Below are 23967 nucleotides of genomic sequence, written 5' to 3'. Positions count from 1 at the left end.
TGGCGGGTGATACTGCCAGCAGCCCCTGACACTGGTGCAGATCAAACCACCATCACCGTCCAATCGTTCAGGCGGCGCCAAGGCGTCACACGACCCGGCCGGCCCCTACACCCCCCGCCGACTCGCCGACGACACGCTCGCCGAAATCGCCGACGCGGGCGTCACCGACTACGTCCCCGTCGGACATTCCATGGGTGGCAAGATCGCGCAGCCCATAGCGGCGACCCGGCCCGCCGGCCTCCGCGGGATCATCCTCGTTGGTTCCGCTCCGGCGAAGCCCGCCGCAGGGATCACTCCCGAGTACCGGGAAGGCCTTACCCACGCTTACGACTCCGACGAGTCCGTCGCCGGCGCACGGGATCACATCCTCACCGCGACCGAGCTGCCCGAATCGACCAAGTCGCAGATCGCGACCGACTCGCGGGCCGGCCCCGACGCCGCCCGCACGGAGTGGCCGCTGCGCGGCATGATCGGGTCGACCGGCTCGCCGTGCCGGGCCATGGCGGTCAGGCACCGGTACAGGCCCCGCTGTGGACGAAGGCAGCGCCGGCGAGGACGGAGATGCCGGCGCTGGCGATCATGGCCCGCTGGGCGCCCATCGGCCGACGTTCCGGCTCGCACGGCTCGGTCGGCCGCCCGGCTGCCGTCTCAGCCGAAGGTGTCGCAGGCCACGGGACGGCCGCTGACGTAGCCGGCGGTGAACCAGTGGTCGCGTTGGGCGGCGGAGCCGTGGGTCCAGGTGTCGGGGTCCACGTGGCCCTGGGCCTGCTGCTGGATACGGTCGTCGCCGACGGCGGCCGCGGCGTTCAGGGCGTCGGAGATATCGGCCCGGGTGAGTTTGTCGATCAGGGGGCGGCCGGTGGCACGATCGGGAGTGGACGCCGCGTGGTTGGCCCACACCCCGGCGTAACAGTCCGCCTGCAGCTCGAGTTTGACCGACGCGCTGTCGGCGCCCTGCCGGTCACCGCTGACCTTGCCCGTCGTACCGAGGAGGTCCTGGACGTGGTGGCCGTACTCGTGGGCGACGACGTAGGCCTGCGCGAAGGGGCCTCCCTTGGCGCCGAAGCGGGAGGTGAGTTCATTGAAGAAGCCGAGGTCGAGGTAGATCTCCTTGTCGCCGGGACAGTAGAAGGGGCCTACGTCGGTGGTAGCTGGTCCGCAAGCGCTCTGGGTCTGCCCGGTGAACAGCACCGTCCGTGCCGGGGAGTAGGACCGGCCCTGCCCGGCGAACTCCGAACTCCAGTAATCCTGCACGCTGTTGATCACGCCGACGACCCGGCAGTCGGTACGCGCGTCCGCGTCGGCGCCCGACCGGCAGTCCTGCTGGATGCTGCCGGTCGCCACCGGGGCCGAGCCGCTGTCGGTGCCGCCGCCCGGACTGATGCCGAAGAACAGCGCCACCAGCAGCCCGACCAGGCCGACCGCGCCTCCACCGACGGCCAGGCCACCGCCGCTGATGCCCCGCCGGTCGTCCACCTGCGACGTATCGAGGCCCGCCTGATCGTCGAAATCCACGTCCCACCCCTTCGTCTCGAACCCGTCAGACAGCACATGCCCGCTGACGCCACCGCTATGACCGGCGGACGGCCGCCTGCTGCCCGTGCAGCGCTCCCGCACGGCCTCCCGAAGGATGTTCTCCGGCGGGTGCGGCCGCTGGTGCGCCCGGACACGGTCCCGCGCCGGCACCCTGTCGTGGCTGCCGGCGTCCGACCCCTTCTCGATATGTCACCCTCTGGATGACGCAACAGTTGTCATCGTTCGGATGACGTGCTACAACGGAGTCAGGTGAAGCGCATTGGCAGTTTCTGCCTGAGCCACAATGGAGGTGTTTCGCGATGTTGATGCGCACCGACCCGTTCCGCGAACTCGACCGACTGACCCAGCAGTTGACGGGCCACAGCGGCACCTGGTCCCGGCCCTCGGCGATGCCGATGGACGCCTACCGCGAGGATGACGAATATGTGATCGCCCTCGACCTGCCCGGTGTGACCAGCGACGCGATCGACATCGACGTCGAGCGGAACATGCTGACCGTCAAGGCCGAGCGCCGTCCGGTGCCCACCGCGGACGACGTGCAGATGGAGCTCGCCGAACGGCCGCAGGGCGTCTTCTCCCGCCAGCTCGTACTGGCCGACACCCTCGACACCGAGCGCATCAGGGCCGACTACGAGGCGGGGGTCCTGACACTTCGGATGCCGATCGCCGAGCGCGCCAAGCCCCGCAAGATCACCATCGGCAGGGAGCGCGGCCACCGGCAGATCAGCGGCTCGGTCGAATCCTGAGGCCGGCGATCGTGGAGGGCGGGGGCCGGATTCGGCCCCCGCCGGGCACATCACAAGGGGGCCGTCATGGCGATGCTGTGGGAAGCGTTCCTCGACCGGATTCAGGAGCGCGGGGAGTACGGCGCGCGCGAAGACGCCGAACGGGCCGCCCGCACCGTTGTGGCGCTGCTGGGGGCGCATCTGGTCGGTGACGTACGGGCCGAGCTGGCCGCGCGGCTCCCCGAAGCCTTCGCCCTGATGCTGCTCAACCCCCTGCAGGCCGCTGAGCCGCTGAGCGCGGAACGGTTCGTGCGGGCGACCGCGGCCTGGATCGAGGGCGCCACCGAGCAGACCGCGCTGTGGGACATAGGCGCCGTGCTGAGTGTGACCGCGGACGCCGCGGGTGAGGACCTGACTCGCCGCGTCCTGCTCCACGCTCCCCCCGGGCTATGAACTCCTCTTCGGCCGGCCCGGCACGCCGGCGACCCCGTAGGGCCCCAGCCGCGCCAAGCCGCCCAGCGCCTCCGACGAGGTTCACCCCCACGGCCGCGGCGCCCAGCGGTGCCCACGTCGCCCGGCCGGCGATCGCGATCCGCGCGGTCTCCCGCTCAGTGGTGATCGCGCTGTGGTGATCACACGGTCCCGGACCCTGGCGCGCCCCGGACTCCGGTCTCGGTCAGGAACTGGGGTTGCGATCGCGGAAGGCGGTGGTGCGGAGCTGCTGGGTGTGGGCGGTGAGGGTGTCGACGCGGGCGGCGAGGTCGGGGTGGCCCTGTAGGTGGGAGCGAGTGGCCTGCAGGGCGCTGATGAGGGCGCTGGCGTCGTCTGCGGCGAGGGCCTGGTCGAGGTGGTGCAGGGGTGTTCGCGCATCGGCGGGCAGGTCGGGGAGCGTGGTGATACGAGCGGCGAGGCGGCGCAGGTCGGCGGCGTTGTCGCGGGCCCAGGTGGTGATCGTGCGGTCGGCGGCGCGTCCGTCCCGGACGGCCTGGACGCGTTGTTCGCCGGTGCTTCCTTGGGCGCCGGGGCGCAGGCGCAGGTAGCGGCGTTCGGCTGCCTGGCGGCTGGCGACCCCGAGGGGTGCGGCCAAGTCGGCCCAACTGGCCCCGGCGTCCCGCGCCGAGGTGATGAGGCCGCTCTCCCAGCCGGCGAGTTGTTCGCGGATCCGACGCAGCTGGAGGAGGCAGGCCAGGGCCTGTTCGGGTCCGGCGGTGGCTGCGGCGGTGTCGGCGGCGGTGTCGGCGGCGGTGTCGGCGGCGGTGTCGGCGGCGGTACGGACGGCTTCGTCGATGGCCTGGAGGGCGGTGGCGGTAGCGCGAAGGGAGGCCGGCTGCGGAGGGGGTGGTGCGGGGTCCTGGGCTGCTGTCATGGGACCTGCCTTTCTCGGTCGTCTATCTGATGACTCCTTGCTTGTCATCGTCTGGACGACATGCTACAACGGTTGCAGGTGAAGCGCATGGGCACTTTCTGCCCGGACCGACCGGAGGTGTTTCGCGATGTTGATGCGCACCGACCCGTTCCGCGAGCTCGACCGGCTCACCCAGCAGCTGCAGGGCGTGACCGGCACCTCCAGGCGGCCTTCGGCGATGCCGATGGACGCCTACCGGGAGGACGACGAATATGTGATCGCCCTCGACCTGCCCGGCGTCAGCAGCGACGCGATCGACATCGACGTCGAGCGGAACATGCTGACCGTCAGGGCGGAGCGCCGCCCGGCCGCCAGGGGCGATGACACGCAGATGGAACTGGCCGAGCGCCCGCTCGGTGTGTTCTCCCGTCAGCTGGTGCTGGCCGACACCCTGGACACCGAGCGCATCAGCGCCGACTACGAAGCCGGTGTCCTGACCCTGCGCATCCCGATCGCCGAGCGCGCCAAGCCCCGCAAGGTCACCATCGGCGCCGGTGCCGGTCGCCAGCAGATCAGCGGCTGAACACCCGACCACCGGGCGCACAGGACCGACCTGCGCGAACCCCCTCGCGTCGCGACCTGTGCGCCCGGCGCTCGCGCCCGGCAGGGCGGAGCGGCCCTGAGCGGGGCCGTTCATACCGGACACGCGGATGTATGAACCCGGCGATGCCGGGCACTACTGGGCCAGGCGGGTCCTAGAAGTCGAGGAGTTGACGTGATGACATCCGGCCAGCAGTTCGCAGCAGCGTCCCTCCGGCCCGCGCGGGCGGAGATCGCGGACCTGCCGTGGATCGAGGATGCGGGCAAGGTCGCCCCGGGCGACGCACGGGAGCTGTCGAAGCTGTTCTTCGACCGGCTGCGGAGTCTCGAAGAGGGCACGCGGGAGTACTCCTACGCGCGCGGCACCCTGATCGAGATGAACATGTCGCTGGTCCGCTTCGCAGCCCGCCGCTTCCGCGGCCGCAGCCCGGAGGAGATGGAGGACATCCTCCAGGTCGGCACCGTCGGCCTGATCAAGGCCATCGACCGGTTCGACCTGAGCCGGGAGGTCGAGTTCACCACTTTCGCCGTCCCCTACATCGTCGGCGAGATGAAGCGCTTCTTCCGTGACACCTCCTGGGCGGTGCACGTCCCCCGGCGGCTGCAGGAGCTGCGGTTGGAGCTGGCCAAGGCCCGCGACCATCTCACCGCCCTCCTGGACAGCCCGCCCACCGTCGCGGAACTCGCCGCGTACCTGGAGATCAGCGAGGAAGAGGTCATCGAGGGCCTCATCGCCGCCAACGGCTACAGCGCCGAGTCCATCGACCTGCCCCCCGGCGACACCGAGGAAGACGACGGGCGCTCCTACGCCGACATCATCGGCGCCAAAGACCCCGCCATGGAACTCGTCGAGGACTTCCACGCCCTCGCCCCGCTCCTGGCCGGGTTGGACGACCGCGAAGTTCGTCTCCTGCAGATGCGCTACGGACAGGAGATGACCCAGGCCGAAATCGGCGCCGAACTCGGCTGCTCCCAGATGCACGTCTCCCGGCTGCTGAACCGCCTGCTCGCCAAACTCCGCGCCGGAATGCTCACCGAACACTGATCCCCGGCAGAGCAGTAGTTCCCCACCCTCGCGGCACCCGGCTCCGCCGGGCCGCGCCTCCCGACGCTGACTCCTCCGGTCGGCTCGATGCCGCGATGCTGGCCTCGTCGTCCACCCGCTTCCCGGTCTACGTCGATCCGGCGTGGGAGCCGGTGACGGAGTCGAGTCCGGCGTTCACGTACGTGCAGCAGGCGTATCCGACCACGTCGCACTGGAACGAGGCGGGCGCCCAGCTCGGCGTCGGCTTCCAGGGCCTCCAGAGCACCACGGGGATCGAGCGGGCGTACTACCAGTTCAACGTCGGAAAGGACGTCACGACCGGTGACGTACTGTCGGCGACGCTGAACGCCACCGAGGTGTTCTCCTCGGACTGGTCGTGCACCAACCTGTACACGGTCGACCTGACCAACGTCGACCACATCAGTTCCGCGACCACCTGGAACGCCCAGCCGGCCCGGTTCAGCGACAACAACACGTCCGCGAAGGTTGGTGGCGCCAACGCCAACGGCGGCTGCGTGACCTCCGTGCCCTTCACGGAGGACGTCACGAAGGCGGTCGCCGACGACGGCGACGGCACGCTCACCGTCATGCTCACCGTCATGCTCCACATGGACTCCGAGACCAACACCAACGCCTTCAAGCGCACCTCGGCCAACCCCACCGTCTCGGTGACCTACTTCCCCACCCCGCACGACCAGGGCAACATCCCCTGGGCCACCTACGGCCCGGTCCAGCTGGACGACTCCCTGGTGGCCAGCCCCAACCTGTCCAACGGCGACCTGGTCCTCAACGCCACCGACCTGAACGAGGCAGCAGTCGGCCAGAGCCTGCAGCTGACCGGACCCGGGGCCGAAGCGGGAGCGAGTGAAGACCTGACGAAGCTGGCGGCGAAATACGGGGCCTGCATGCTGAGTTTCAACCCGAAAACCCCGGTTCTCCTGGGCAACGGCACCACCAAACCGATCGGCAAGATACAGCCCGGCGACAAGGTCGAGTCGGGAAACCTTGAAACGGGAAAGAATCAGGGCGGCCATACGGTCACCGCAACGCTCATTAACCTCGATCTTGCATGAGCCCTCGTTGGACGTTGACGGGGGCTTTTTGCTGGGCGGTTCCCGGTTTGTTTGTGGAGATGGGCAGGCCGATGGACCGACTGTCGTGTCGGATGGGCGCCGGGTTCCACGGTCCCGGGGGCGTTCGTGTGCTCGGCGGGGTGGGTCGTTGCGGGTGGTCAGCCGGGGTTGGGTAGGGCTTGCAGCCGGGTGAAGGCGCTGGTGATCGTCTTGGCCCAGGGCCAGTGACGGTTGAGGCGGAGGATGCGTCGGCGGCCGGTGGTGACCAGGCGGGCGGCGGCGGAGAACAGTCTGAGGCGGAGTTTTTGGGTTCCCAGCGGTGGGCGGTGCCGGTCAGGGCGAGCATGGGCATCCAGGCGAGAAGGTCCAGGGCGAGCTGGATGATCTCCAGCCAGAGCTGGTTCCTCGCGGCGTGGTGGAGGGGGAGATTGCGCAGTCCGGTGTCGCGGGCGGCACGGATGCGGTCTTCGGCGCGGGCGCGTTGGCGGTGCCGCAGTTCCAGGGCGGCGGTTGCGGTGCTGGTGGTGTTGGTGGCGAAGCAGGTCAGGCGCATGCCGTCGGCGTCGGTGAACCGCAGCTGTGCGCCGGGGTGCGGCCGTTCTTTCCGAACGATCAGCCGCATACCCGCAGGCCGGCCCTTCAGGACGTCACCGGCCAGTTCGGCGACCCGGGCGCCGTCGCGGACCTGCCCGTCAGGCTCGACCGCCGGCGTCCAGGCCGATGCCGGAACCTTCAGCACGGCCTGGTGGACGGCGTCGGTGATGGTCATCCCGACCGAGTAGCACAGCCACCGCCCCGGCTTGGTGAGCCAGTTGAGGAACTCGTGAGTGCCGCCCGCGGAATCGGTGCGGATCATGGTGCGCCTACCTCGCCGGTAGTGCTCGGGCAGTTGGGCCAGGGCCAGTTTCGTGGCGGTGACGTGGTCGGCCGCGGTGTTGCTGCCCGCGTTCCCCGGTCGCAGCACTGCGGCCACAGGCTCCCCCGACCCGGCCGCTCCGTGGTCGACGAACGCGACCAGCGGATGATGCCCGAACGTACGCTTCCACGTCGCGGTCGCGTCCTGCTTCTCGGAATGCGCCAGGACCAGCACCCCGTCGATGTCCACGATCACCTTCCCGTCCGCGTCGGGGGCATCGGCGCCGGCCAACGTCCAGACCCGCTGGCGGACTTCGGCTCTGGTCCGGCGGATCGCGGTCAGCGCACGGGGACCGGCCCCGGCCAAGACCTCGACCAGCCGCGAGACCGTCGGATCCGAGGCCACCGACCCGAACACCGCCGGTTCGGCCCGCAGCATGGCGATGTCCGACAGGCAGTCCCCGCCCAGCGCCACCGCCAGCGCGAGGTCCAGCAGCACCTTGCCCGGATCGTGCACCGCCCGCGGCTTGCGCCACGGCGCCAGCGCCGCGGACATCGCCGTGTCCAGCCCCGTCTTGCGGACTGTCTCGGCCAGCAGCACCCCACCGGCCTGCGAGACCACCGCGCCGCCGTCGCCCTGGACACGGACAGGCGGATAGAACCCGATACGCTTGTTCACCTGAGAAGTGCTTCTTTCCTCGCAGCTACAGGACTCTCGACAAGCCCTATCGTTGCAGGTCAGGAGCACTTCTCGCGTTTTTAATCAAGACTCGGACGCCCCGTCAGGTGAAAGCCCGAGGCTAGTTTCAATCATTTCGAACAGATGCTCGCTTGCCACAGCGCCCCTCATCGACAACCGGAAGCCGCCGAGTTCGGCTCCTGCGCCAGTGCGGCCTGGTCACCAGGGTGATCACGCCGAGGGCCGTGCCGGCCGGCCCCGCGACCCAGAGCGGCCACGGGTAGACGGCCCCGTCGCTGGTCAGCACCACGAGCCCGTACACCACCGTGTTGACGCTGACCCCGATGAGCCAGAGCGTCCACAGGACAGCCAGGGCGCCGGGCATTCTGCCGGGCCGCCGCCGAACGCGCAGGGGCGCGGCGGCCGGGACGGACTGCGCGGCCGGCAGGTCAAGGGTGAGCACGGTCAGGTCGCGGGCCACTGTCGCCGCGAACACGGAGTCCAACCGCTCCTGATATTCGGGGAGTTGGAGGCGTCCTTCGCCGTATGCCTCAGCCAGCAGATCGGCGACCCGCTGGCGGTCCTTGTCGGATACGCGAATATCTTGCGGCGATATGTCCACGGGCGGCCACCTTATGGCGTGAGATGGGGGACACCGTCATTATGCGGGGTGGCCAGTTGCAACAGGGCTCTCTCCAGGTCGCGTTCGTCCCAGCCGCAGCCGCCGCCGCCCTGGCGGCTCCGCCAGGAGACGTACCCGTCCGGCCTCACCAGCGCCGCTCCCTCCTCGCGGACACCGTGCCGGCGTGTCCACTCGCCGACGGCGTGCGGAGGCAGTTGGAGGATCCGCAGCGGGATCCCACAGCGCAGGCCTACGGCCGCCGCCAGCTCGGCCCCCGACGAGACCGTCGGGTCGGCGGCCTCCGATGTGCGCAGCAGCAGGACGGGGTCGGTCCCGTACTGATCCAGCGTCGACCCCCCTTCCGGGCCGAGCCCGACGTGGGGCGCCCGGCTGCCGGGTCGTCCGTCGGCCGTCAGTACGGAGGGGTCGTCCATGTCGTCCGTGTCGCCAGGCAGTGGCGGCCCCAGCAGCGGTCCCAGCTCAAGGCCGGGGCTGTCCAGGTAGCCCGACAGGCGCGAGCCGCCCAGGGCGAGCGCCGCTGGATCGCCGCGGACGGCGCCGCCGATGAGGCTGGCGACGGTGTTGAAGCAGTCACGGGCCCAGCGCGCCGTACGGGTGGCGACGGTCCGCCGCTCCGTGTCGTACTCCGTCAGCAGGGCCGGGTCCCCCCAGCCAGCCAGTATCGCGGCCAGTCGCCAGGACAGCGAGTCGGCGTCGGCCAGCCCGAGATTGAGTCCCATGGCGCCGGTCGGCGGGATCTCGTGCGCCGCGTCCCCCGCTCGCAGCACCCGCCCGTGAACGAACTGTTCGGCGACCCTGGTCGCGATGGACCACAGCCTGACATCGCGGATCCGCGCCGTCGCGACGGTCGGATGTGTGGCGGGAACTCCGAGCACGGTTGCGAGTACGGCACGGATCCGCTCCGGCGGGTAGCTGTCGACGGTGTCCGCCCGATCGGCCACGGTGGCGACGACCCACTCCCGCACCCCGTCGACAACGAGCAGTTGGGCGGACAGCCCGCAGTCCACCAGATACGTGATGAAGGCCTCCCGCTCCCTGGTCCAGGGCCGCAGATCGGCGGTCACCAGGAAGCTGACCTGCCGGACGACAGCGCGCCGCCGGCCGGCCCCGGGCAGTGCGGTGCCCGCCCCCAGGCCCCGGCTCGCCGTCCGCCAGGACGACGTAGCGCGCGCGCAGTCGCCCGCTCGCGCCCCTGCGGGCCGAGCGTGTCGACCTCCGCCCACCGTGTGCCGTCCTCGACCGCCAGAGCCTCGGTCCCCCACCGCACCGCGCCCGGCGTCCTGGCCGCCTCGTCCGCGAGGATCGCCTCCAGGCGGTCCTGGGTGCACAGCACGCGCGACTCGGGACTGGGCGCCGACGGCCCCCGCTCCCGGGCGGACTCGACCCGGAAGAGTTCCTCGCCGGCAAGGCTGCGGCCGACCACGATGCGCTCGGTCCAGTCCCCTGGAAGGGCCGCGGCGCGCACCTGTTCCGCCAGGCCCCAGCGGCGCAGCAGCTCCATCGAGCGGGTGCTGACCACGCGGGCCTTCGGATAAGTGGTCGGGCCGGCGCCACGGTCCAGCGCCACCGCGTCGACCCCGGCCCGGAGCAGGGCCAGCAGCAGGGCCAAGCCGACCGGGCCGGCGCCGACGATCACCACGTCATGGGTGCGAACCGGGGATGTCACGGGCGGAACACCACCTTGCCGACAGTGCTGCCCGACTCCATCAGCCGCTGTGCGTGGGGGGCTTCGCTGAGCTGGAGTTCCAGTAGCGGCATCTCCACCGCGCCGGCCGCGAGCAGGGCCAGCAGTTCATCGAGGGCGGGGTTGATCGCCTTCACGTTCAGGGCGACCGCTCGGGTCAGGAACCAGGTGTGCAGTCCGAGGTTGCGCCGGGCGTCGAGGAAGGCCTCCGGCATCTCGTCCAGTCGCGGAACGCCGCCGGCCCGGCCGTAGAGAACCACGGTCCCGCCGGGGTGCAGCATGCGGAAGGAGTCGGCGAACCGGGGCCCGGCCACCGCGTCGAGGACCAGATCGGTGCCGTAGCCCCAGGTGGCCCTGCGGACGGCCCGCACCAGGTCCAGCTCGGCCGTCCGGTTGAGCACGATGTCGTAGCCGGCCCGCTTGGCCTGGTCCGCCTTCTCCGGGGAGGAGACAATGCCGATCTTCCGGCCCGGGTGCTCCCGCAGCAGCGCGCCCAGCCAGTGCCCCACCGCGCCCGCCGCCGCGTAGGCCACCACCGACTCGGCGTCCGGGGCCAGGAACTCACGGCGCAGGAACCACGCGCTCAGTCCGGCTGTCGGGGCACACGCCGCGAGCTGGTCGCTTACCCCGTCGGGTACCCGCACCGCGGTCTGTGCCCTGACGCTGACGTACTCGGCGTAGCCGCCGGAGCGGGTCAGCGCCACGATCCGGTCGCCGGGGGCGAAACCGGTGACGCCCTCGCCGACCTCCTGCACGATACCGACCACATCGGTACCTGGTATCCCCGGCAGCACCATCCCGGGATCGCCGCGGCGGCGGGCCTCGACATCGTGGAAGTTCATCCCGATCGCGGTGGCCCGCAGCAGCAGGCCGCCCCGCTCCACTGCGGGCTCGTCGACGTCCGCCAACTCCAGTACCTCGACTCCGCCGATGGCGGTCTGGATCATCGCGCGCACGGTGCCTCCCCATGGGCCAGTACCGCCGCCACCGCGAGACCGCCGCCGTGGGACAGCGAGAGCGAAAGACCGGAAGCGCTTCCGCGGATACGCAGCAGCGGCGCGGAGTTCTCCCGCCGCAATATCTCGATGTCGCGCGGTTCCAGGTCGCCGAAGAGCCGCCGCACGGCCCGTTTGGCGGCGAGGATGGCAGCCAGCCGTTCCGGTGCCCGCCGTCCGCCGAGGCTTCCCAGCTCCCAGCGGGTCAGGTCGGCTGGCAGCGGCGGCAGCACCCGGTCTCCGTAGCGCTCGGCGGCGAAGGCCGCGATGGCGGGGACAGCAGCGACGGGGCGCTGGTGCGCGGTCCACCCCTGGCTGGTCATCGGCCGACCACGACCGCGCCGTAACTGCCGCCCAGCGCGAAGGCGTTGGCCAGGACCGCGTCCTTGGTCATGGCGACGGTGCCATCCAGGACGTGCTGGACCCGGACCCGTCCGACCGGATCGGTCAGACCCGCGGTGGGCGGTACGACGCCGCTGTCCAGTGCAACGAGTCCGGCCAGGATCGCCACCGCGGCACCCGCGCCCTGGGTCTCCCCCACGGCCGCCTTGGGAGCGGAGACGGGGATGTCGCGCCCGAACACCCGCGAGAGCAGGCCCGTCTCCAGGGAGTCGAGTTCGGGCACGCCGTTGGCCGAGGCGGCCACATAGCCGATCTCCTCGGGGGTGACGCCGGCTTTCGCCATCGCACCCCGCAGCACGGCCTCCCACTGAATGCCGCGGGGATCGGCGTCCACCCTGCTTCCGGCCCGCGGCCCGAGAGCGTCGCCGCCGACGGCGCAGCCGAGCACCCTGCCGTAGCTGCGTGCGCCCCGCTCCCTGGCCTGCGCCACCGGCTCGATGACGAACGCCACTCCGGCCGAACCCAGTTGGACGCCCTGGCTCTGCTTCTGGAACGGCTGTCCGAGCCCCGGGGTCAGGTAGTCGTTGTGCCGGCCCGGGGTCGCCAGGTGGAGTCGGACCACCTCTTCCACTGCGAGCACGACGGCATGGTCGACCTCGCCTCGCGCGACGAGCCTGGTCGCGTACTCGATCGCCTGGACCGCCGCGGCGGAACCCGAGCTGAAGGTGGTCCGCGGCCCGCGCAGCCGCAGTGCCTTGCAGACATGTCCCGACGCGGCGGTGAAGACGGTGTTGGGGAAGACCACCGGGCTCGGTTCACCGCTCCGCAGACTGTCCCGGAACCGGGTGATCGCCTGCAACGGGCCGGTCGCCGTCGCCAGGATGACGGCGGTGTTGCCCCGCTGGGCGCTGGTCAGCCGCAAGGCGGCGTCGGTCCACGCCTGTCTGGCCACGGTGAGCGAGAGCCGGCTGAGTGAGTCCAGGTGTCGCCATTCCCCAGGAGTGGCCACACCGCGCGTGCTCAATTCGGGGAGTTCGCCGATGGAATGGGCCCGCAGACCGGTGCCGTCGAAGCTCGTGATCGGACCGATGCCGGTACGGCCTTCCAGCAGCGCCGTCCGCCACTGCTCATAACCGGATCCGATGGCGCCCACCGCGCCCACCCCTGTGATGCAGACCTCGCGGGTGCTCGGCTCCCGCGGTTCCCGGGCGAGGCCGGGGCGGGCGAAGATCAGTGAGCTGTTATCGCCGCCGAAGGCGTAGTTGTTGGACATGGCGATATCGATGTCCGCCCGCCGTGCGGTGTTCGGCACGAAGTCCAACTCGGGCGGCTTGTCGGTCACCTTGAAGTTGATCGTCGGCGGCAGCATCTGGTCGCGCAGTGCGTACACGGTCGCCGCGGCCTCGATCGCGCCGGCCGCGCCGAGGGTGTGGCCGATCATCGGCTTGATGCTGCTGAGCGGCACCAGCGGCGCCCGGTCCCTGAAGATGAGCCGGAGCGCCTTGATCTCCATCAGATCGTTCGACTGGGTGCCGGTGCCGTGGCCGCAGACATAGTCGATGTCCGCGGGGGTCAGCCCGGCATGTGTCAGCGCGCGGTTCATGGCGAGTTGGGCGCCCCGGCCGCTCGGGTCCGCCGCAGTGATGTGGTGGGCGTCGGCGGAGGATCCCCAGCCCGTCAATTCGGCCAGCACCTCCGCGCCTCGGGCTTCGGCATTTTCAAGCGATTCCAGCACGAAGACGCCGGCGCCCTCCCCGAGGACCACGCCGCTGGACTTGCTGTAGGCCTCGCAGCCCTCGGGACCCAATGCCGTTAGGCTCGAGAAGCCCTGCCAGGTGGGGCCGAGCAGTTGGTCCACGCCGCCCGCGATCACGATGTCGCTGTCACCGCAGGCGATCCGCTCGGCGGCCTGCACCAGGGCCCCGGCGCCTGCCGTGCAGGCCGAAGAGATGACGATCCTGGGGCCGGTGACACCCAACTGCCTCGCCACCGCGTCCGCGTTGGCATAGATGAACTGGGCGTAGCCGTCCTCGTAGAAGCCGGGCTGGCACTGGCCGAGGGCCACCCCGACGCGGGAGCGGTCGGCGGAATCCAGGTCGACACCCGAGTCCGCCAGCGCCTCCGTCACCGCTGCCAGCAGGAGCTGCAGCGTCCGGTCGCCCGCCTCCCCGACGCCGCTGTACTCCAGGTCCGCGACCTGGCCGCCGACGCGACACTCGCTGTCCCCGATGTCAAGACCCTGCACCTCGACGACCGCGCACTGCCCCGCCTGCACGTTCTTCCAGAACTCCGCCGCGCTGTCGGCGCCGGCGCAGCGGATGCCGATGCCGGTGACAACCACCCGGTTCGCAGTCATTCAGTCCCCTTCTGCACGCTTTGGTCAGCCGGGAAATCGGCTCTGGCGATCACGCTTCGATAGGAGTGCTCCAACTGGTCGGCACCACGTAGGGGGCCGCGAGGGTGCGGACGAGCGCGCCCGACCCGGTGGTGAACTCCAACCGCGATGCCTGCCATTGACGGGGCACCGCGGCAAGGCCCAACTGCCCCCCGGTGCCCGGCGAATCGACCACGTGCCCGACGCGGCCGACACACTCCGACCCGACGAACAATTCGTCGCCGACCTCCACCCGGCCCGTGTCCATGTCCACACCGAACCCGATGGGGACGCTGACCGCACCGGACACCTGTTGGGCGACCACGGCGTCCCGGCCGACGAAATCAGCCTTGGACAAGTCCACCAACCAGTTCAGCCCGGCGGACACCACCGTGTCCTCCGGGCCCACCTCGCGGTGCAGGACCGGCTGCCGTACCTCCAGCATCGCCGTCTCCAGCGCGCGCCGGCCGACCGGAACGCTGTGCGCGGCCAGCGCTCGCCACAGGTCGGCGGCGAACTCGTTCGGGACGAAGAAGGTGTAGCCGTACTCGCCGGTGACGCCGATGCGCGCGACGAGTATCTCGGTGTCGCCGATCCCCGCCGGCAGGAGGCTCTCGTAGGCCAGTGACACATAGTCCTCGCCGAGCACCTCGTCGACCACGCGCCAGGCCGCCGGGCCCTCGACCGCGAACACCGACATCGTGGAACGCAGGTTCTCGATCACGGCGTCGGTCTCCCCGGGGGCGCCGGCCACCGCGCGCAGCGCCTGCTCCACCACTGCGCTCCGCCCGGGTCCGCAGTGGACCAGGTACTCGCCGTCGACGACCGCGAGCACGGTGACCACGTCGAGCGGCCGGCCGTCCTCCGAAAGCACCAGGGAGGTCTGCACCCGGTCGGGTACGAGGAACTCCACGTCGCGGGTGACGGTCCGGTTCAGTACGTCAGCCGCGTCGGCGCCGGAGATCCGGACCGGCCCGTCGCCGCTGGCGTCCACGAGTCCGACGCCGTCGCGCAGAGCGGCGTACTCCGCCTCGTACTCACCGATCCGCCACACCACCTCGGTGCCGGACACGGTCGCCATCTCCGGGATACTGCCGAGGTGCTCGATCATTACCCTGCTCATACCGGTCTCCCTGCGATTCGCCGTCTCATCAGTCGTGGAACCCGATGTCCAGGGCCCCGTCCGCGGCGAGGGCCCGCCCCACCCGCGCGCTCACCTTGAACTCACTGACACCGCCGAGCCGCGCGGTCAGCTCGGTGTCGATCCGCACCACCTCCCCCGGCACGATGATCCGGCGGAAGCGCAGCCTCTTCACGGCAGCCAGCACTCCCAGCCCCCCGACCGGTGCTGACGGAGCGTCAGTACCGGTCGGCTCCGCGCTCCACAGCACGACCCCGGACAGCTGAGCCATCGCCTCGACGAGCAGCACGCCCGGCAGTACCGGGCGGCCCGGGAAATGGCCCGCCAGGAAAGGGGCGTTGCGGGACACCAGCAGTGTGCCGGCGGCACGCAGCCCTGCGTCGAGCTCGTCGACCCGGTCGAGCAGGGCGAACGGGAAGCGATGCGGCAGGATCTCGTCCAGGTCCGCGGCCATGAGCGGAAGGGCCCGCCCTCCCACTCGCGCGGCGCGGGCCGGCCGCCGGACCGTCAAGCGCGTCTCAGAGCTGGTCACTGATGCGCTCCGCGAGCTTCGCGACCGACCCGAAGGCCTCCCGGTCGTCATCCTCGAGTGACGCCCCGAACAGCGCGTTCACACCGATCGAGATCTCCAGTGCGTCAACACTGTCGAGTTCCAGTCCCCGGCCGAAAAGGGGTTGGTCATCGGTGATCCAGTCCACATCGAAGGGCAGGTCCAACCGTGCCACCAGCATCTCCCTGATCCGTCTGCACAGATCCTGCTGTTCCTTCACCCGCAACCGCATGTCCTCAGGCGTCGACATGACGTTCCTCCCTCTCCCGCTCCTGTAATGCGTTCCGCGACGACCGGCTCCCAGGAACCGGGGCGTCAGTGCCGGATGAGCCCGCCGTCGACGACCAGGGTCGAGCCGGTAACATAAGACGACTCGGGCCCTGCCAGCCATGCCACCGCGGCGGCGACCTCGTCACAGGTGCCGACCCGGCGCATGGGCACCTGACGCAGTTGGTCGGCGAGGGTCTCGGGCGGCATCTTGCGCAGCATGTCGCTGTCGACGAACCCGGGTACGACGGTGTTGACCCGGACTCCGCGATCGGCCACCTCGGTGGCCAGGCTCTTGGTCAGCGCGATGAGTCCGGCTTTGGCGGCGGCGTAGTTGGCCTGCCCCGAAGGGCCGGCCAGTCCGGACACGCTCGACACGTTGACCACGGTGCCGCGCCCTGCTGCCAGCATCATCCGTACGCCGTCCCGGGCGCAGTGGAACGCCCCGGTCAGGTCCGTGTCGATCACCGACCGCCACTTGCGGTCGCTCATCAACACGACGAATCCGTCGTCCGTGAGCCCGGCGTTGTTCACCAGCACGTCCAGCCGGCCGTGGGACCGCCGCAGCTGCCGGAACATCTCGCGGGTCTGGTCCTCCTGGCTCACATCCGCCCGAGCGGCCTCCGCGACGCCGCCGGCCGCCCGGATCTCCTCGACGACGGCGGTGGCCTCCTTCACCCGGGACCGGTAGTTGACGAGCACGTACATGCCATCGCGGGCCAGGCGTTTGGCCACCGCCGCGCCTATACCGCGCGAACCCCCGGTGACCAGCGCGACCGGTCGTTCGGCTGGTTCGGCTGGTTCGGTTCGCTGGGCGCCTTGGGCTTGTTGGGCATCCGCTGTCATCAGATGGTTCTCCCGGCCAGTCGCAGGGGCGTCCGACCCGGATCGCGCAGCGACGCGAGAAACTGCGGAGCGGCCATCGTGGTCACTCGCAGCTGTTCGTAGGGCAGCCCGAGGGACCGGAGCGCCTTGCTGTCGCCCATCTCGATCGCCTCCCGTTCGCCCGATGCGCAGAGGTGCCGGCAGACCAGGTCCCATCGCACCGGACTGGTCAGCTGCTCCACCAGGAACTCCCTGATGGCTCGCTGACTGATCAGCGGCTCCCCGGTGCTGTCCGCCAGCACCGGGATCCTCGCGTTCCGCAGCGGCTGGGCCGCGACCACGTCCTGCCAGGCCGGCCGGGCGCCGGACATCAGCGGCGAGTGGAAGGCGTGACTGACCGTCAGCGGGACGGCTGACGACGAACCCGCCTCGTGCAGCGCCCTGACCGCTTCCGCCACGCCGGCCTCCTCGCCGCTCACGACCACGTTCTGGGGGCCGTTGACCAGCCCCACCACGACCGCCGAGCCGGTCCGCCGCCGTACCATCCGGACCACGTCGACCGCGATCGGCGACGCCAGCCCGGCCACGCTGACCATCGAGCCGCCCAGCGGCAACGCGTCCATGATCGTGCCGCGCCGTGCGGCCAGCGCAATCGCGTCGGCGGGGTCCAGCACATCGGCGGCTGCCAGTGCCGCCAGCATCCCTACGCTGTGTCCGGCGACGGCGTCGTACGCCACCGCCCGCGCGCGGAGTACGGCCAGCGCCGCCAGGCTCACGGTGGTGACCGCGACCTGCGCGGAACCGGTCCGGGTGAGCACGCTGCTCGGGCCGCGGCGCATCAGGGCACCGAGATCCCGCCCGGTGATCGCCGCGGCCCCGGCAAGAGTGGCCGCCGCCTCATCGAAGCCATGGAACAGTGCCTGGCCCATGCCTGTCCGTTGCGTCCCTTGCCCGGGGAACAGCAGCACGGTCACAGGATCACCGCCGATACCAGCCACCGGTCAAGGACGCCGTACCACGCGTGCCCGGGACTCTCGGCGGCAGTATCCCCGGCCGGATCCACAGCGGCGCCGCCGTCCCGGACGACGCCGTCCATCACCGAGTCGATGGCGAGATCGGCCCGGAACCGGTCCAGCACCGCCCGGAACGCCGGCTCGGAAGGGGAGCGCTCCTGATCCGGCCGGGGGACGAAACAGGCGTCCGGGAACCGCCACCCGGCCGGCCGGCGCAGTCGCGCCTTCACCCACGCTTCCTTGGTGCCCAGCGCCGCGCCGACGACGCGGACCAGTTCGGCGTGCCCCAGGTCCGCCGAGCTCTCCACCTCGTGAGCGTCCAGCAGCACATCCGCCGCGGAGCCGCCGAAGTCCCGAACGATCCGGTCTATGCGGTGGAGGTCGACCACATCGATACCGATCCGGGAGAACGGGTCACCGGCCCCGGACCGCCTCACTGTGTCCATAGTGCTTCTCCCCTGGCCTTATTGCCCTAGAACCCGCTGTCCGCCGTCATGCTCGAGATCATGTCGGCCATGTCCGTGCTGGGTCGGTCGAACCACTGGTCGAGGTTGGTCGCGATGAAGACATCGCCGGTCACCTCGGTAAGGCCGTTGAGGTACGCGTCGTTCCCGTCGAGGTACTTGAACGCGATCTTCAGGAAGTCGGCAACCCCAATGCGGACGGTCGTGGCGAACTCGTCCGTGATCGGTACGGCTTCGCACCGGTCCGGCAGGAACTCGAAGCACAGGCGTATCTGTTCGGTGTCGGTGTCGATGACGAAGAGCACCCTGCCCGTCTCACCCTCGGCCTTCTCCGGCCGGAACGCGGCCGGGATGCCTGTCGTCACCAGTTCCAGCGCGCCGGCCACTCCCTCCGGGGTCGCCCGCAGCCGGGCCAGCATCTCCTCGTTGTCCGCCGAGTCGCCGACGATCTCGTCGAGCAGGGCCAGGTACGCGGCCAGGTACTGGAGTGTCTCGTCGGGTGCGCCGTCGGTGGTCTCAGCGGCGTCCGGCACCGCAACCACGTGCACGGGAAGGGTCATACGAGGCTTCTCCTTCGGATGATCGCCGCCGCGGCGACGAGTAGGGCCGCGGTCATCGCCGCGATGACGCCGATCGGCCGGAGCACGTCGCCGATGCCCCCGCTCGTGTTGATCAAAGAGACATAGCCGTCCATCGCCCAGGCGTTCGGGGTGAAGTGCCCGATGGTGCGCATGACTCCACCGACGATATTGAGCGGCCACATGCAGCCTCCGAGCATGCCCAGCGCCACCCCGACGGGCGGTCCGAAGGCGATCGCCTGCGCGGTGGTCCTGGCGGCGAAACCCACCAGCATCCCCAACGCGGCACCGAAGGCGCACAGTGCGAGGGTGAGGGCGCCGACGCCCAGCGGGTCACCCCACCGGACCTTGAACACGGCCGAGCAGAACACCAGGATCACGGCCGCCTGCGCGAGCGAGATGAGAAGCCTGGCGAGCAGTTCGCCTGCGAGCAGGGTCCAGCGGGACATCGGCATGGTCAGGACGCGCCTGGTGATGCCGGTCACTCGGCTCTCGACCAGCGCGGCCGAGGAGGTCATCGAGGTCAGGATCACGAACAGGGTGAGGTTGGACGGCCCGGTGTAGTCGACGCCCAGGCGCATCGCACTCGGCTTGGCGACCGACACCCCCGTGATCGGCGGGAGTTCGACACCTACCGACAGCCGGCGTGCGCGGGCGGTCTCGGCGCGGACCTCCCGGCCGGTCGTCCGGTGCGAGAAGATACCGGCCTGCACCGGCGCAATCTGCTCGTCCAGGATCGAGTTGACCACTGTCCGGATGGTCGTCGCCTGGCTCTGGTCCGGAGTCGTGAGGAAGCGCAGCCGCACCGGGGTCCCCGCGTCCAGCCCGGGACCGAAGTTCGCGGGCACCACCAGACCCGCCCCGACCTGCCCTCTGCGCACCGCGGTTTCGAGGTCCGCGTCGCTGGAGTAGCGCACGGTGTGCAGGGCCGACGACGACTGGATGTCGTGGACCAGCCCCTGTTCGTAGGAGTTGGAGCCGTGGGCGACCACGCCGATGGTGAGCCTCCCGGGGTCGTTGCCCAGCACCAGGCCGACGATCGTGATGATGGCGAAGGGAAGCACCAGCGTGGTGAACAGGATGATCGGCTGGCGGACCAGACGCAGCAGGTTGTTGGCCGCGATCACCCAGATCCTAGGCATGGGAGGACCTCAGCATCCGTCGGGAGAGGAGCACGGAGGGCACACCGGCCACCACGGTGAACCCGATGAGCACCAGCAGGGACGGCGCCACCACCGTGAGGGGATCCTTCGCCGCCACCGAGAGGTCGGTGAACGCCCGAACCGCCCAGCCGTTGGGGGTGAACAGCGCGAGCTGCCGAAGGATCTGCGAACTCTGCGAAGGGGGAACGAAGTTGCCGCCGAGGATGGCGAGTACGAAGGCCATCACCGTGCCCAGGTTGCCGGCCTGCTCCTCGGTCGTGGCGATCAGCACCACCAGTGAGGAGACGCTGATCATCGCCGCTCCCGTGACGAGCACCAGCAGGACCAGCACGGGGGTGCTGCCGAAGGAGGCGCCGAACAGACCGAACACCCCGAGCACCACCGCGGCCCCGGCCAGGCCGACCACGAGTGAGGCGGTGTACCGGGCCATCAGCACCCGCCAGGCCGGCGCCGACGAGAGCACCATCCGCGCGAGGGTGCGCCGCTTCCGCTCGCCGAGCAGCCCGCGGGCCGCGATCTGCCCGCAGAAGAACAGCGCCAGGATCACCATGGACGGCGCGAAGTAACTCGCGGGCGACAGGGTCCGTGCCCCGGTGAAGTCGTTGTCGACGGTGACCGGACTGCGCAGGTCGGCTGCCGCCGTACGCAGCCGCTCGGACGGCGGCTGCCCCCCCGGGCCGGTCGACGCGACTTCGAACGACAGGCGGTTCGCGGCGATCTGCGCGCTGAACCCGTGCACCATCGCCTGCGCGACAGGGGTGCCGAGCGAGCTGTCGGCGCCGGTGATCAGGGTCAGGCGCGCGTCGTTGCCCGAGTTGACCTTCGCGGTCAGCCCCGCCGGGAGAATGATCGCCGCGGCGATCCTGCCGTTCTTGGTGGCGGCTTTCGCCTCGGCCTCGGTCGCGAACGAGACGGTCTTCACCAGCGGCTTGCCGCCGACCCGCAGCCCCGGCACAACGTCTTCGAGGAATATCCCCGCCACCCGGCCGTGGTCGTTGTCGACTGTTCCCAGCGTCGTCGCGCCGGCCGAGCCGATCCGGCTGAAGGCCAGGGTGGTGATGCCGGCCAGGAGCAGCGGCACCAGGAAGACCAGGATCAGGACGGAGCGGTCCCGCCAGCCGTGCCGCAATTCCTTCCGGAAGACCGCCCGGAAAACCGGCGCCCTAGACATCCCGCAGCGCCTTGCCGGTCAGATGCAGGAACACACTTTCCAGGTCCGGTGTGTCAACAGAGAGCGCGGTGACGTCCACACCGTCCCGGGCGAGCGCGGTCAGCACCTCAGGCAGTGAGCCGGCCGCACCGCGGACGGCCACCTCCAAGGCGCCGTCCACCACTTCGACTCCGACCACGCAGCTGAGCGCCGTCAGGTGGGCCGCGGCCCGGCTCGCGTCGCCCCGGCAGGACAGCCGGACCCGCTCGACCTCCGCGCCCAGCGTCTTCATCAGTTGTTCGCGCGTGCCTTCGGCGAGGATCCTGCCTTCGTCCATGATGCCGATGCGATTGCAGATCCGTTCGATTTCGTCCATGTAATGGCTTGTGTACAGGATGGCAATTCCTGAGACACGGAGCTCGTGCAGGCCCTCGAGAATCGCATTTCGGCTCTGCGGATCGACGCCAACCGTGGGCTCGTCCAGAATCAGCACGGCCGGTTCGTGCAGCAGTGCGGCAGCGATATTGAGCCGCCTTTTCATCCCCCCCGAATACGTCCCGACCCTGTCTTTTCCGCGGTCGCCGAGACCGACGAAATCCAGTGCCTCGTCGATGCGCTTCCGGAGCGCTGCCCGGCGCAGCCCGTAGAGATTTCCGAAGAAAATAAGGTTCTCCCGCCCGGAAAGGTCGTCGTAGAGCGCGATGTCCTGGGGCACATAGCCGATCTGGCGGCGCGCCGCGGCCAGCGCCACCGGCAGGCGCTCGGCGCCCAGGGTCACCTCGCCCGAGTCCGGGCCGAGCAGGCCGCAGGCGGTGAGGATGGTCGTCGTCTTACCGGCGCCGTTCGGCCCCAGGAGGCCGAAGCACTCGCCGGCGCTGATCTCGATGCTCACACCGTGCACGACGGTGCGTCCCGCGTAGGACTTCACCACATCGGCGATCCTCAGGACGGGCTCGGTGAGGCCGTCCTTGGGATGCGCCGGTGGTTCCGCAGGCACAACCGCGGAAACCAGGTCCATCATCCATGCCCTTCGGTCGGGAACGCGTTGTCGGCCGGGCGTCGGCCTCTTGACGGCCGGTTGGGCCGCACTTCGCCCCGGGCCCGGTGCGAGCCGGACAGGCGCCCGCACCGGACCCGGAGCGGGTGAATCAGTTGATGTGCGTGCTGGACAGCAGCGGACTGTCCGTGGCGAAACAGGCCGCGGGGGACGAGGTGACCGTCGCGTCGTCCTGGGTGATCTGGCTCGTCACGTTCAGACCCGGGTCGTCGTAGCTGCTGCCGACGATCTGGGTGCTGACGACGCCCCCGCTGGCTCCCGCCTTCAACGTGAAGTTGATGGTCGGGACCTTGACGAGGCTGCCGCCCGCCAGCGGACCGGGGATCGTCAGGGTGACGACGTTCCCGCTCCTGGTGATCGACGGAGTGCCGGTGCCCAGATTGGTGCCGCCGGACAGCGTCTGGTTGAGGATGGTCGCGTTGTTCACCTGGATCTGCAGCGTGAGATCGCCCGCCTCCTGGACCTGGAGGCCGCCGATCGACGCCGGCACCGTCAGCGACGCCGCCGAGCCGCTCGCGGCGAACGTCGCACCGGCGGCCACCGAGGTGGGCGCGGTGCTGGTCATGCTGTCGGTGAGGGTGAACTGCGTCGAGTTCAGCTCGGACTGGCAGTCCAGCGAGAACGGCGTGGTCGTCGCGGCGGACGCCGGGCCGGCCGTGGTGAGCACACTGACAATTCCGAACACCGCGGCGGCGGTCGGCACGGCCAGCGTTCCGAGCAGAGTCTTCTTCTTCATTTTTGAGCTCCTGATCGAAGATTGAACCTTATTAACCGGAAACCCCGGATGGATCGTTTCTCCGTCTTGCTCCAAATTTGGATAACCAGGCTTGATCCCCCTGATAGTGGATTTGTGTGCGAGATGACCTGCTCTCGCAAATCTATCCTTACATTGTGGTGCTCGAGTGTCAATGGATGTGCAATTCACAGGTTAAGCGGAATACTTGAGTGCTATTTCTGCCGGGCATAAATGGGATGTATGCGGGCCGAATTCGCCTGCGAATAGGGACGGGAACACACACGGCTGCCGGCCGCCCCGAAAAGGGCGGCCGACAGCCGTCTTTCAGGCGCCGACTTCCGCCGCCGCCGTGCTCAGCTGATAGCTGATACCGCCGGTGTCGATCCCCGCCGGGCTGATCAGAATCGTGTACGTGCCGGTCGACGGCAGTTCTGCGGTGTCTGTCACCGCGTCGGCGCCGTAGACGGTGTCGCCCCACAGCCAATCGCCGTCGGGGGAGATCAGCTGAACGGAGACACCCCCCGCGTACGTGGACCCGGTGGCCACCGCGGAGATGTTCTGTCCCGCAGTGCCGGTGAAGGTGACGCTCGCCTTCTGGCCCACCGCCGGGGTCGCCAGACCGACCGCCGGTCCGTCGATCGTGGCGGCCGCCGTAACGTCGTCCGGCACCGCGTACGCCTGGACGGTCACGCTCCCGGTGGCGATGCCCGGCGGGTCCACGGTGATCGTGTAGGTGCCGGGCGTGCTCAGCACCTGGCTGTCGAAGAGCAGTGGAGGTGTGTCGCACAGGCCGAAGCTGACCTGATCGCCCGCCGGGTCGAGCAGCAGATACGTACCGAGTCCGCCGTCGGCGTCGGCCAGGTCGGTCGCGCAACTGAAGAAGACGCGCTGGTCGGCCGTGACATTGAAGGTGAAGCTCGACTTCTGTCCGACCGCCGTGGTGGTGAGGGTGACGGGTGGACCGCCGACCGAGCCCGTGGTCTTCAGATCAGTGGGTACCGCGTACACCCGGAAGGTGAAGCTCCCTGTCGCGATCCCCGGGGGGCTCACCTTGATGGTGTAGGTCCCCGCGGTGGGCAGGACCTGGGTGTTGAACAGGGTCGGCGGGTTGCTGCAGTCGCCGAGGG

The 23967-nt window shown here is 70.0% G+C and carries 24 protein-coding genes and 3 pseudogenes; 6 read left to right on the top strand and 21 right to left on the bottom strand.

Annotation, left to right across the window (positions count from 1 at the left end):
* Positions 1-91 precede the first annotated feature (91 nt).
* Positions 92-508 (top strand): annotated as a pseudogene (locus tag GA0115240_RS38155) (alpha/beta fold hydrolase); the annotation flags it as partial.
* A gap of 140 nt (positions 509-648) precedes the next feature.
* Here GA0115240_RS38155 and GA0115240_RS16045 read toward each other — a convergent pair.
* A complete protein-coding gene (locus GA0115240_RS16045; protein ID WP_093737353.1) occupies positions 649-1515 on the bottom strand; it encodes a KPN_02809 family neutral zinc metallopeptidase in 867 nt (288 codons plus the stop codon).
* Between the two features lie 320 nt (positions 1516-1835).
* On the opposite strand from GA0115240_RS16045, the gene GA0115240_RS16040 reads away from it, so the two are divergent.
* Both GA0115240_RS16040 and GA0115240_RS16035 read left to right on the top strand, forming a co-directional pair.
* Positions 1836-2282: an Hsp20/alpha crystallin family protein gene (locus GA0115240_RS16040; protein ID WP_093737352.1), complete on the top strand. Its 447-nt coding sequence runs from the start codon at positions 1836-1838 to the stop codon at positions 2280-2282.
* A 66-nt stretch (positions 2283-2348) separates the two neighbouring features.
* Positions 2349-2754, top strand: a pseudogene (locus GA0115240_RS16035) (DUF2267 domain-containing protein).
* 183 nt (positions 2755-2937) lie between these two features.
* Here the strand turns inward: GA0115240_RS16035 and GA0115240_RS16030 are convergent.
* Positions 2938-3627: a hypothetical protein gene (locus tag GA0115240_RS16030; protein ID WP_093737351.1), complete on the bottom strand. Its 690-nt coding sequence runs from the start codon at positions 3625-3627 to the stop codon at positions 2938-2940.
* Between the two features lie 127 nt (positions 3628-3754).
* Between GA0115240_RS16030 and GA0115240_RS16025 the strand changes: the two genes are divergently transcribed.
* The 3 genes from GA0115240_RS16025 (at position 3755) to GA0115240_RS16015 (ending at position 6324) form a co-directional block, all read left to right on the top strand.
* A complete protein-coding gene (locus tag GA0115240_RS16025; protein ID WP_093737350.1) occupies positions 3755-4189 on the top strand; it encodes an Hsp20/alpha crystallin family protein in 435 nt (144 codons plus the stop codon).
* A gap of 195 nt (positions 4190-4384) precedes the next feature.
* A complete protein-coding gene (locus GA0115240_RS16020) occupies positions 4385-5251 on the top strand; it encodes a SigB/SigF/SigG family RNA polymerase sigma factor (RefSeq protein WP_093737349.1) in 867 nt (288 codons plus the stop codon).
* A gap of 95 nt (positions 5252-5346) precedes the next feature.
* Positions 5347-6324: a DNRLRE domain-containing protein gene (locus GA0115240_RS16015; protein WP_093737348.1), complete on the top strand. Its 978-nt coding sequence runs from the start codon at positions 5347-5349 to the stop codon at positions 6322-6324.
* 158 nt (positions 6325-6482) lie between these two features.
* On the opposite strand, the pseudogene GA0115240_RS16010 reads toward GA0115240_RS16015, so the two are convergent.
* The 19 genes and pseudogenes from GA0115240_RS16010 to GA0115240_RS36925 form a co-directional block, all read right to left on the bottom strand.
* Positions 6483-7858: pseudogene (locus GA0115240_RS16010) on the bottom strand (IS1380 family transposase).
* Between the two features lie 127 nt (positions 7859-7985).
* Positions 7986-8480 (bottom strand): DUF1707 SHOCT-like domain-containing protein, encoded by a 495-nt coding sequence (locus GA0115240_RS16005; protein WP_161302254.1) that lies wholly within the window; start codon positions 8478-8480, stop codon positions 7986-7988.
* 11 nt (positions 8481-8491) lie between these two features.
* On the bottom strand, positions 8492-9565 hold the full coding sequence (locus GA0115240_RS16000) for an FAD-dependent monooxygenase (protein WP_161302252.1): 1074 nt from the start codon (positions 9563-9565) through the stop codon (positions 8492-8494).
* Positions 9562-10167 carry an FAD-dependent monooxygenase gene (locus tag GA0115240_RS15995; RefSeq protein ID WP_093737345.1) on the bottom strand — a complete coding sequence of 202 codons (606 nt, stop codon included), beginning with the start codon at positions 10165-10167 and terminating at the stop codon, positions 9562-9564. Before GA0115240_RS15995 ends, GA0115240_RS16000 begins: the two co-directional genes overlap by 4 nt.
* A complete protein-coding gene (locus GA0115240_RS15990) occupies positions 10164-11132 on the bottom strand; it encodes a quinone oxidoreductase family protein (protein ID WP_141708854.1) in 969 nt (322 codons plus the stop codon). Before GA0115240_RS15990 ends, GA0115240_RS15995 begins: the two co-directional genes overlap by 4 nt.
* Complete coding sequence (locus GA0115240_RS15985; RefSeq protein WP_093737343.1) at positions 11129-11503, bottom strand: hypothetical protein; 375 nt, start codon at positions 11501-11503, stop codon at positions 11129-11131. Before GA0115240_RS15985 ends, GA0115240_RS15990 begins: the two co-directional genes overlap by 4 nt.
* Entirely contained in the window at positions 11500-13878 is a 2379-nt protein-coding gene (locus tag GA0115240_RS15980; RefSeq protein ID WP_093737342.1) for a beta-ketoacyl-[acyl-carrier-protein] synthase family protein, read from the bottom strand. The genes GA0115240_RS15985 and GA0115240_RS15980 overlap by 4 nt, the downstream gene beginning before the upstream one ends.
* Positions 13879-13927: 49 nt before the next feature.
* Positions 13928-15019 (bottom strand): aminomethyltransferase family protein, encoded by a 1092-nt coding sequence (locus GA0115240_RS15975; protein ID WP_093737341.1) that lies wholly within the window; start codon positions 15017-15019, stop codon positions 13928-13930.
* A 28-nt stretch (positions 15020-15047) separates the two neighbouring features.
* Entirely contained in the window at positions 15048-15491 is a 444-nt protein-coding gene (gene fabZ / locus GA0115240_RS15970; RefSeq protein ID WP_161302249.1) for a 3-hydroxyacyl-ACP dehydratase FabZ, read from the bottom strand.
* Between the two features lie 64 nt (positions 15492-15555).
* Positions 15556-15837, bottom strand: coding sequence for an acyl carrier protein (locus GA0115240_RS15965; protein WP_093737339.1), 282 nt, complete (start codon positions 15835-15837; stop codon positions 15556-15558).
* 65 nt (positions 15838-15902) lie between these two features.
* A complete protein-coding gene (fabG, locus tag GA0115240_RS15960; protein WP_093737338.1) occupies positions 15903-16700 on the bottom strand; it encodes a 3-oxoacyl-ACP reductase FabG in 798 nt (265 codons plus the stop codon).
* Positions 16700-17647: an ACP S-malonyltransferase gene (locus GA0115240_RS15955; protein WP_256069830.1), complete on the bottom strand. Its 948-nt coding sequence runs from the start codon at positions 17645-17647 to the stop codon at positions 16700-16702. The genes fabG and GA0115240_RS15955 overlap by 1 nt, the downstream gene beginning before the upstream one ends.
* 2 nt (positions 17648-17649) lie before the next feature.
* Positions 17650-18138 carry a 4'-phosphopantetheinyl transferase superfamily protein gene (locus GA0115240_RS15950; RefSeq protein ID WP_093737336.1) on the bottom strand — a complete coding sequence of 163 codons (489 nt, stop codon included), beginning with the start codon at positions 18136-18138 and terminating at the stop codon, positions 17650-17652.
* Positions 18139-18164: 26 nt separating this feature from the next.
* Positions 18165-18716, bottom strand: a complete 552-nt coding sequence (locus GA0115240_RS15945) for a hypothetical protein (protein ID WP_093737335.1) — start codon at positions 18714-18716, stop codon at positions 18165-18167.
* A complete protein-coding gene (locus GA0115240_RS15940) occupies positions 18713-19876 on the bottom strand; it encodes an ABC transporter permease (RefSeq protein ID WP_093737334.1) in 1164 nt (387 codons plus the stop codon). The genes GA0115240_RS15945 and GA0115240_RS15940 overlap by 4 nt, the downstream gene beginning before the upstream one ends.
* On the bottom strand, positions 19869-21068 hold the full coding sequence (locus GA0115240_RS15935) for an ABC transporter permease (RefSeq protein ID WP_093737333.1): 1200 nt from the start codon (positions 21066-21068) through the stop codon (positions 19869-19871). Before GA0115240_RS15935 ends, GA0115240_RS15940 begins: the two co-directional genes overlap by 8 nt.
* The gene (locus tag GA0115240_RS15930; RefSeq protein WP_202451419.1) at positions 21061-22068 is read right to left on the bottom strand and encodes an ABC transporter ATP-binding protein; all 1008 of its coding nucleotides are present in this window, start codon (positions 22066-22068) and stop codon (positions 21061-21063) included. The genes GA0115240_RS15935 and GA0115240_RS15930 overlap by 8 nt, the downstream gene beginning before the upstream one ends.
* 127 nt (positions 22069-22195) lie before the next feature.
* The gene (locus tag GA0115240_RS15925; protein ID WP_093737332.1) at positions 22196-22840 is read right to left on the bottom strand and encodes a hypothetical protein; all 645 of its coding nucleotides are present in this window, start codon (positions 22838-22840) and stop codon (positions 22196-22198) included.
* 324 nt (positions 22841-23164) lie between these two features.
* Positions 23165-23967: hypothetical protein (locus tag GA0115240_RS36925; RefSeq protein ID WP_202451418.1), on the bottom strand; the 803-nt coding region annotated here is incomplete at its 5' end.

It is taken from the genome of Streptomyces sp. DvalAA-14, from assembly GCF_900091855.1.
Lineage (GTDB): Bacteria > Actinomycetota > Actinomycetes > Streptomycetales > Streptomycetaceae > Actinacidiphila.
This window is presented reverse-complemented; position numbering and strand designations above follow the sequence as displayed.

Coding starts and splice junctions, on each gene's coding strand:
- GA0115240_RS16030 (WP_093737351.1), bottom strand. CDS start 3,627: ATGACAGCAGCCCAGGACCCCGCACCACCCCCTCCGCAGCCGGCCTCC.
- GA0115240_RS15925 (WP_093737332.1), bottom strand. CDS start 22,840: ATGAAGAAGAAGACTCTGCTCGGAACGCTGGCCGTGCCGACCGCCGCC.
- GA0115240_RS15950 (WP_093737336.1), bottom strand. CDS start 18,138: ATGGACACAGTGAGGCGGTCCGGGGCCGGTGACCCGTTCTCCCGGATC.
- GA0115240_RS15930 (WP_202451419.1), bottom strand. CDS start 22,068: ATGATGGACCTGGTTTCCGCGGTTGTGCCTGCGGAACCACCGGCGCAT.
- GA0115240_RS15985 (WP_093737343.1), bottom strand. CDS start 11,503: ATGACCAGCCAGGGGTGGACCGCGCACCAGCGCCCCGTCGCTGCTGTC.
- fabZ (WP_161302249.1), bottom strand. CDS start 15,491: ATGGCCGCGGACCTGGACGAGATCCTGCCGCATCGCTTCCCGTTCGCC.
- GA0115240_RS16040 (WP_093737352.1), top strand. CDS start 1,836: ATGTTGATGCGCACCGACCCGTTCCGCGAACTCGACCGACTGACCCAG.
- GA0115240_RS16020 (WP_093737349.1), top strand. CDS start 4,385: ATGACATCCGGCCAGCAGTTCGCAGCAGCGTCCCTCCGGCCCGCGCGG.
- GA0115240_RS15965 (WP_093737339.1), bottom strand. CDS start 15,837: ATGTCGACGCCTGAGGACATGCGGTTGCGGGTGAAGGAACAGCAGGAT.
- GA0115240_RS15975 (WP_093737341.1), bottom strand. CDS start 15,019: ATGAGCAGGGTAATGATCGAGCACCTCGGCAGTATCCCGGAGATGGCG.
- GA0115240_RS15935 (WP_093737333.1), bottom strand. CDS start 21,068: ATGTCTAGGGCGCCGGTTTTCCGGGCGGTCTTCCGGAAGGAATTGCGG.
- fabG (WP_093737338.1), bottom strand. CDS start 16,700: ATGACAGCGGATGCCCAACAAGCCCAAGGCGCCCAGCGAACCGAACCA.
- GA0115240_RS15940 (WP_093737334.1), bottom strand. CDS start 19,876: ATGCCTAGGATCTGGGTGATCGCGGCCAACAACCTGCTGCGTCTGGTC.
- GA0115240_RS15980 (WP_093737342.1), bottom strand. CDS start 13,878: ATGACTGCGAACCGGGTGGTTGTCACCGGCATCGGCATCCGCTGCGCC.
- GA0115240_RS15990 (WP_141708854.1), bottom strand. CDS start 11,132: ATGATCCAGACCGCCATCGGCGGAGTCGAGGTACTGGAGTTGGCGGAC.
- GA0115240_RS15945 (WP_093737335.1), bottom strand. CDS start 18,716: ATGACCCTTCCCGTGCACGTGGTTGCGGTGCCGGACGCCGCTGAGACC.
- GA0115240_RS16025 (WP_093737350.1), top strand. CDS start 3,755: ATGTTGATGCGCACCGACCCGTTCCGCGAGCTCGACCGGCTCACCCAG.
- GA0115240_RS16015 (WP_093737348.1), top strand. CDS start 5,347: ATGCTGGCCTCGTCGTCCACCCGCTTCCCGGTCTACGTCGATCCGGCG.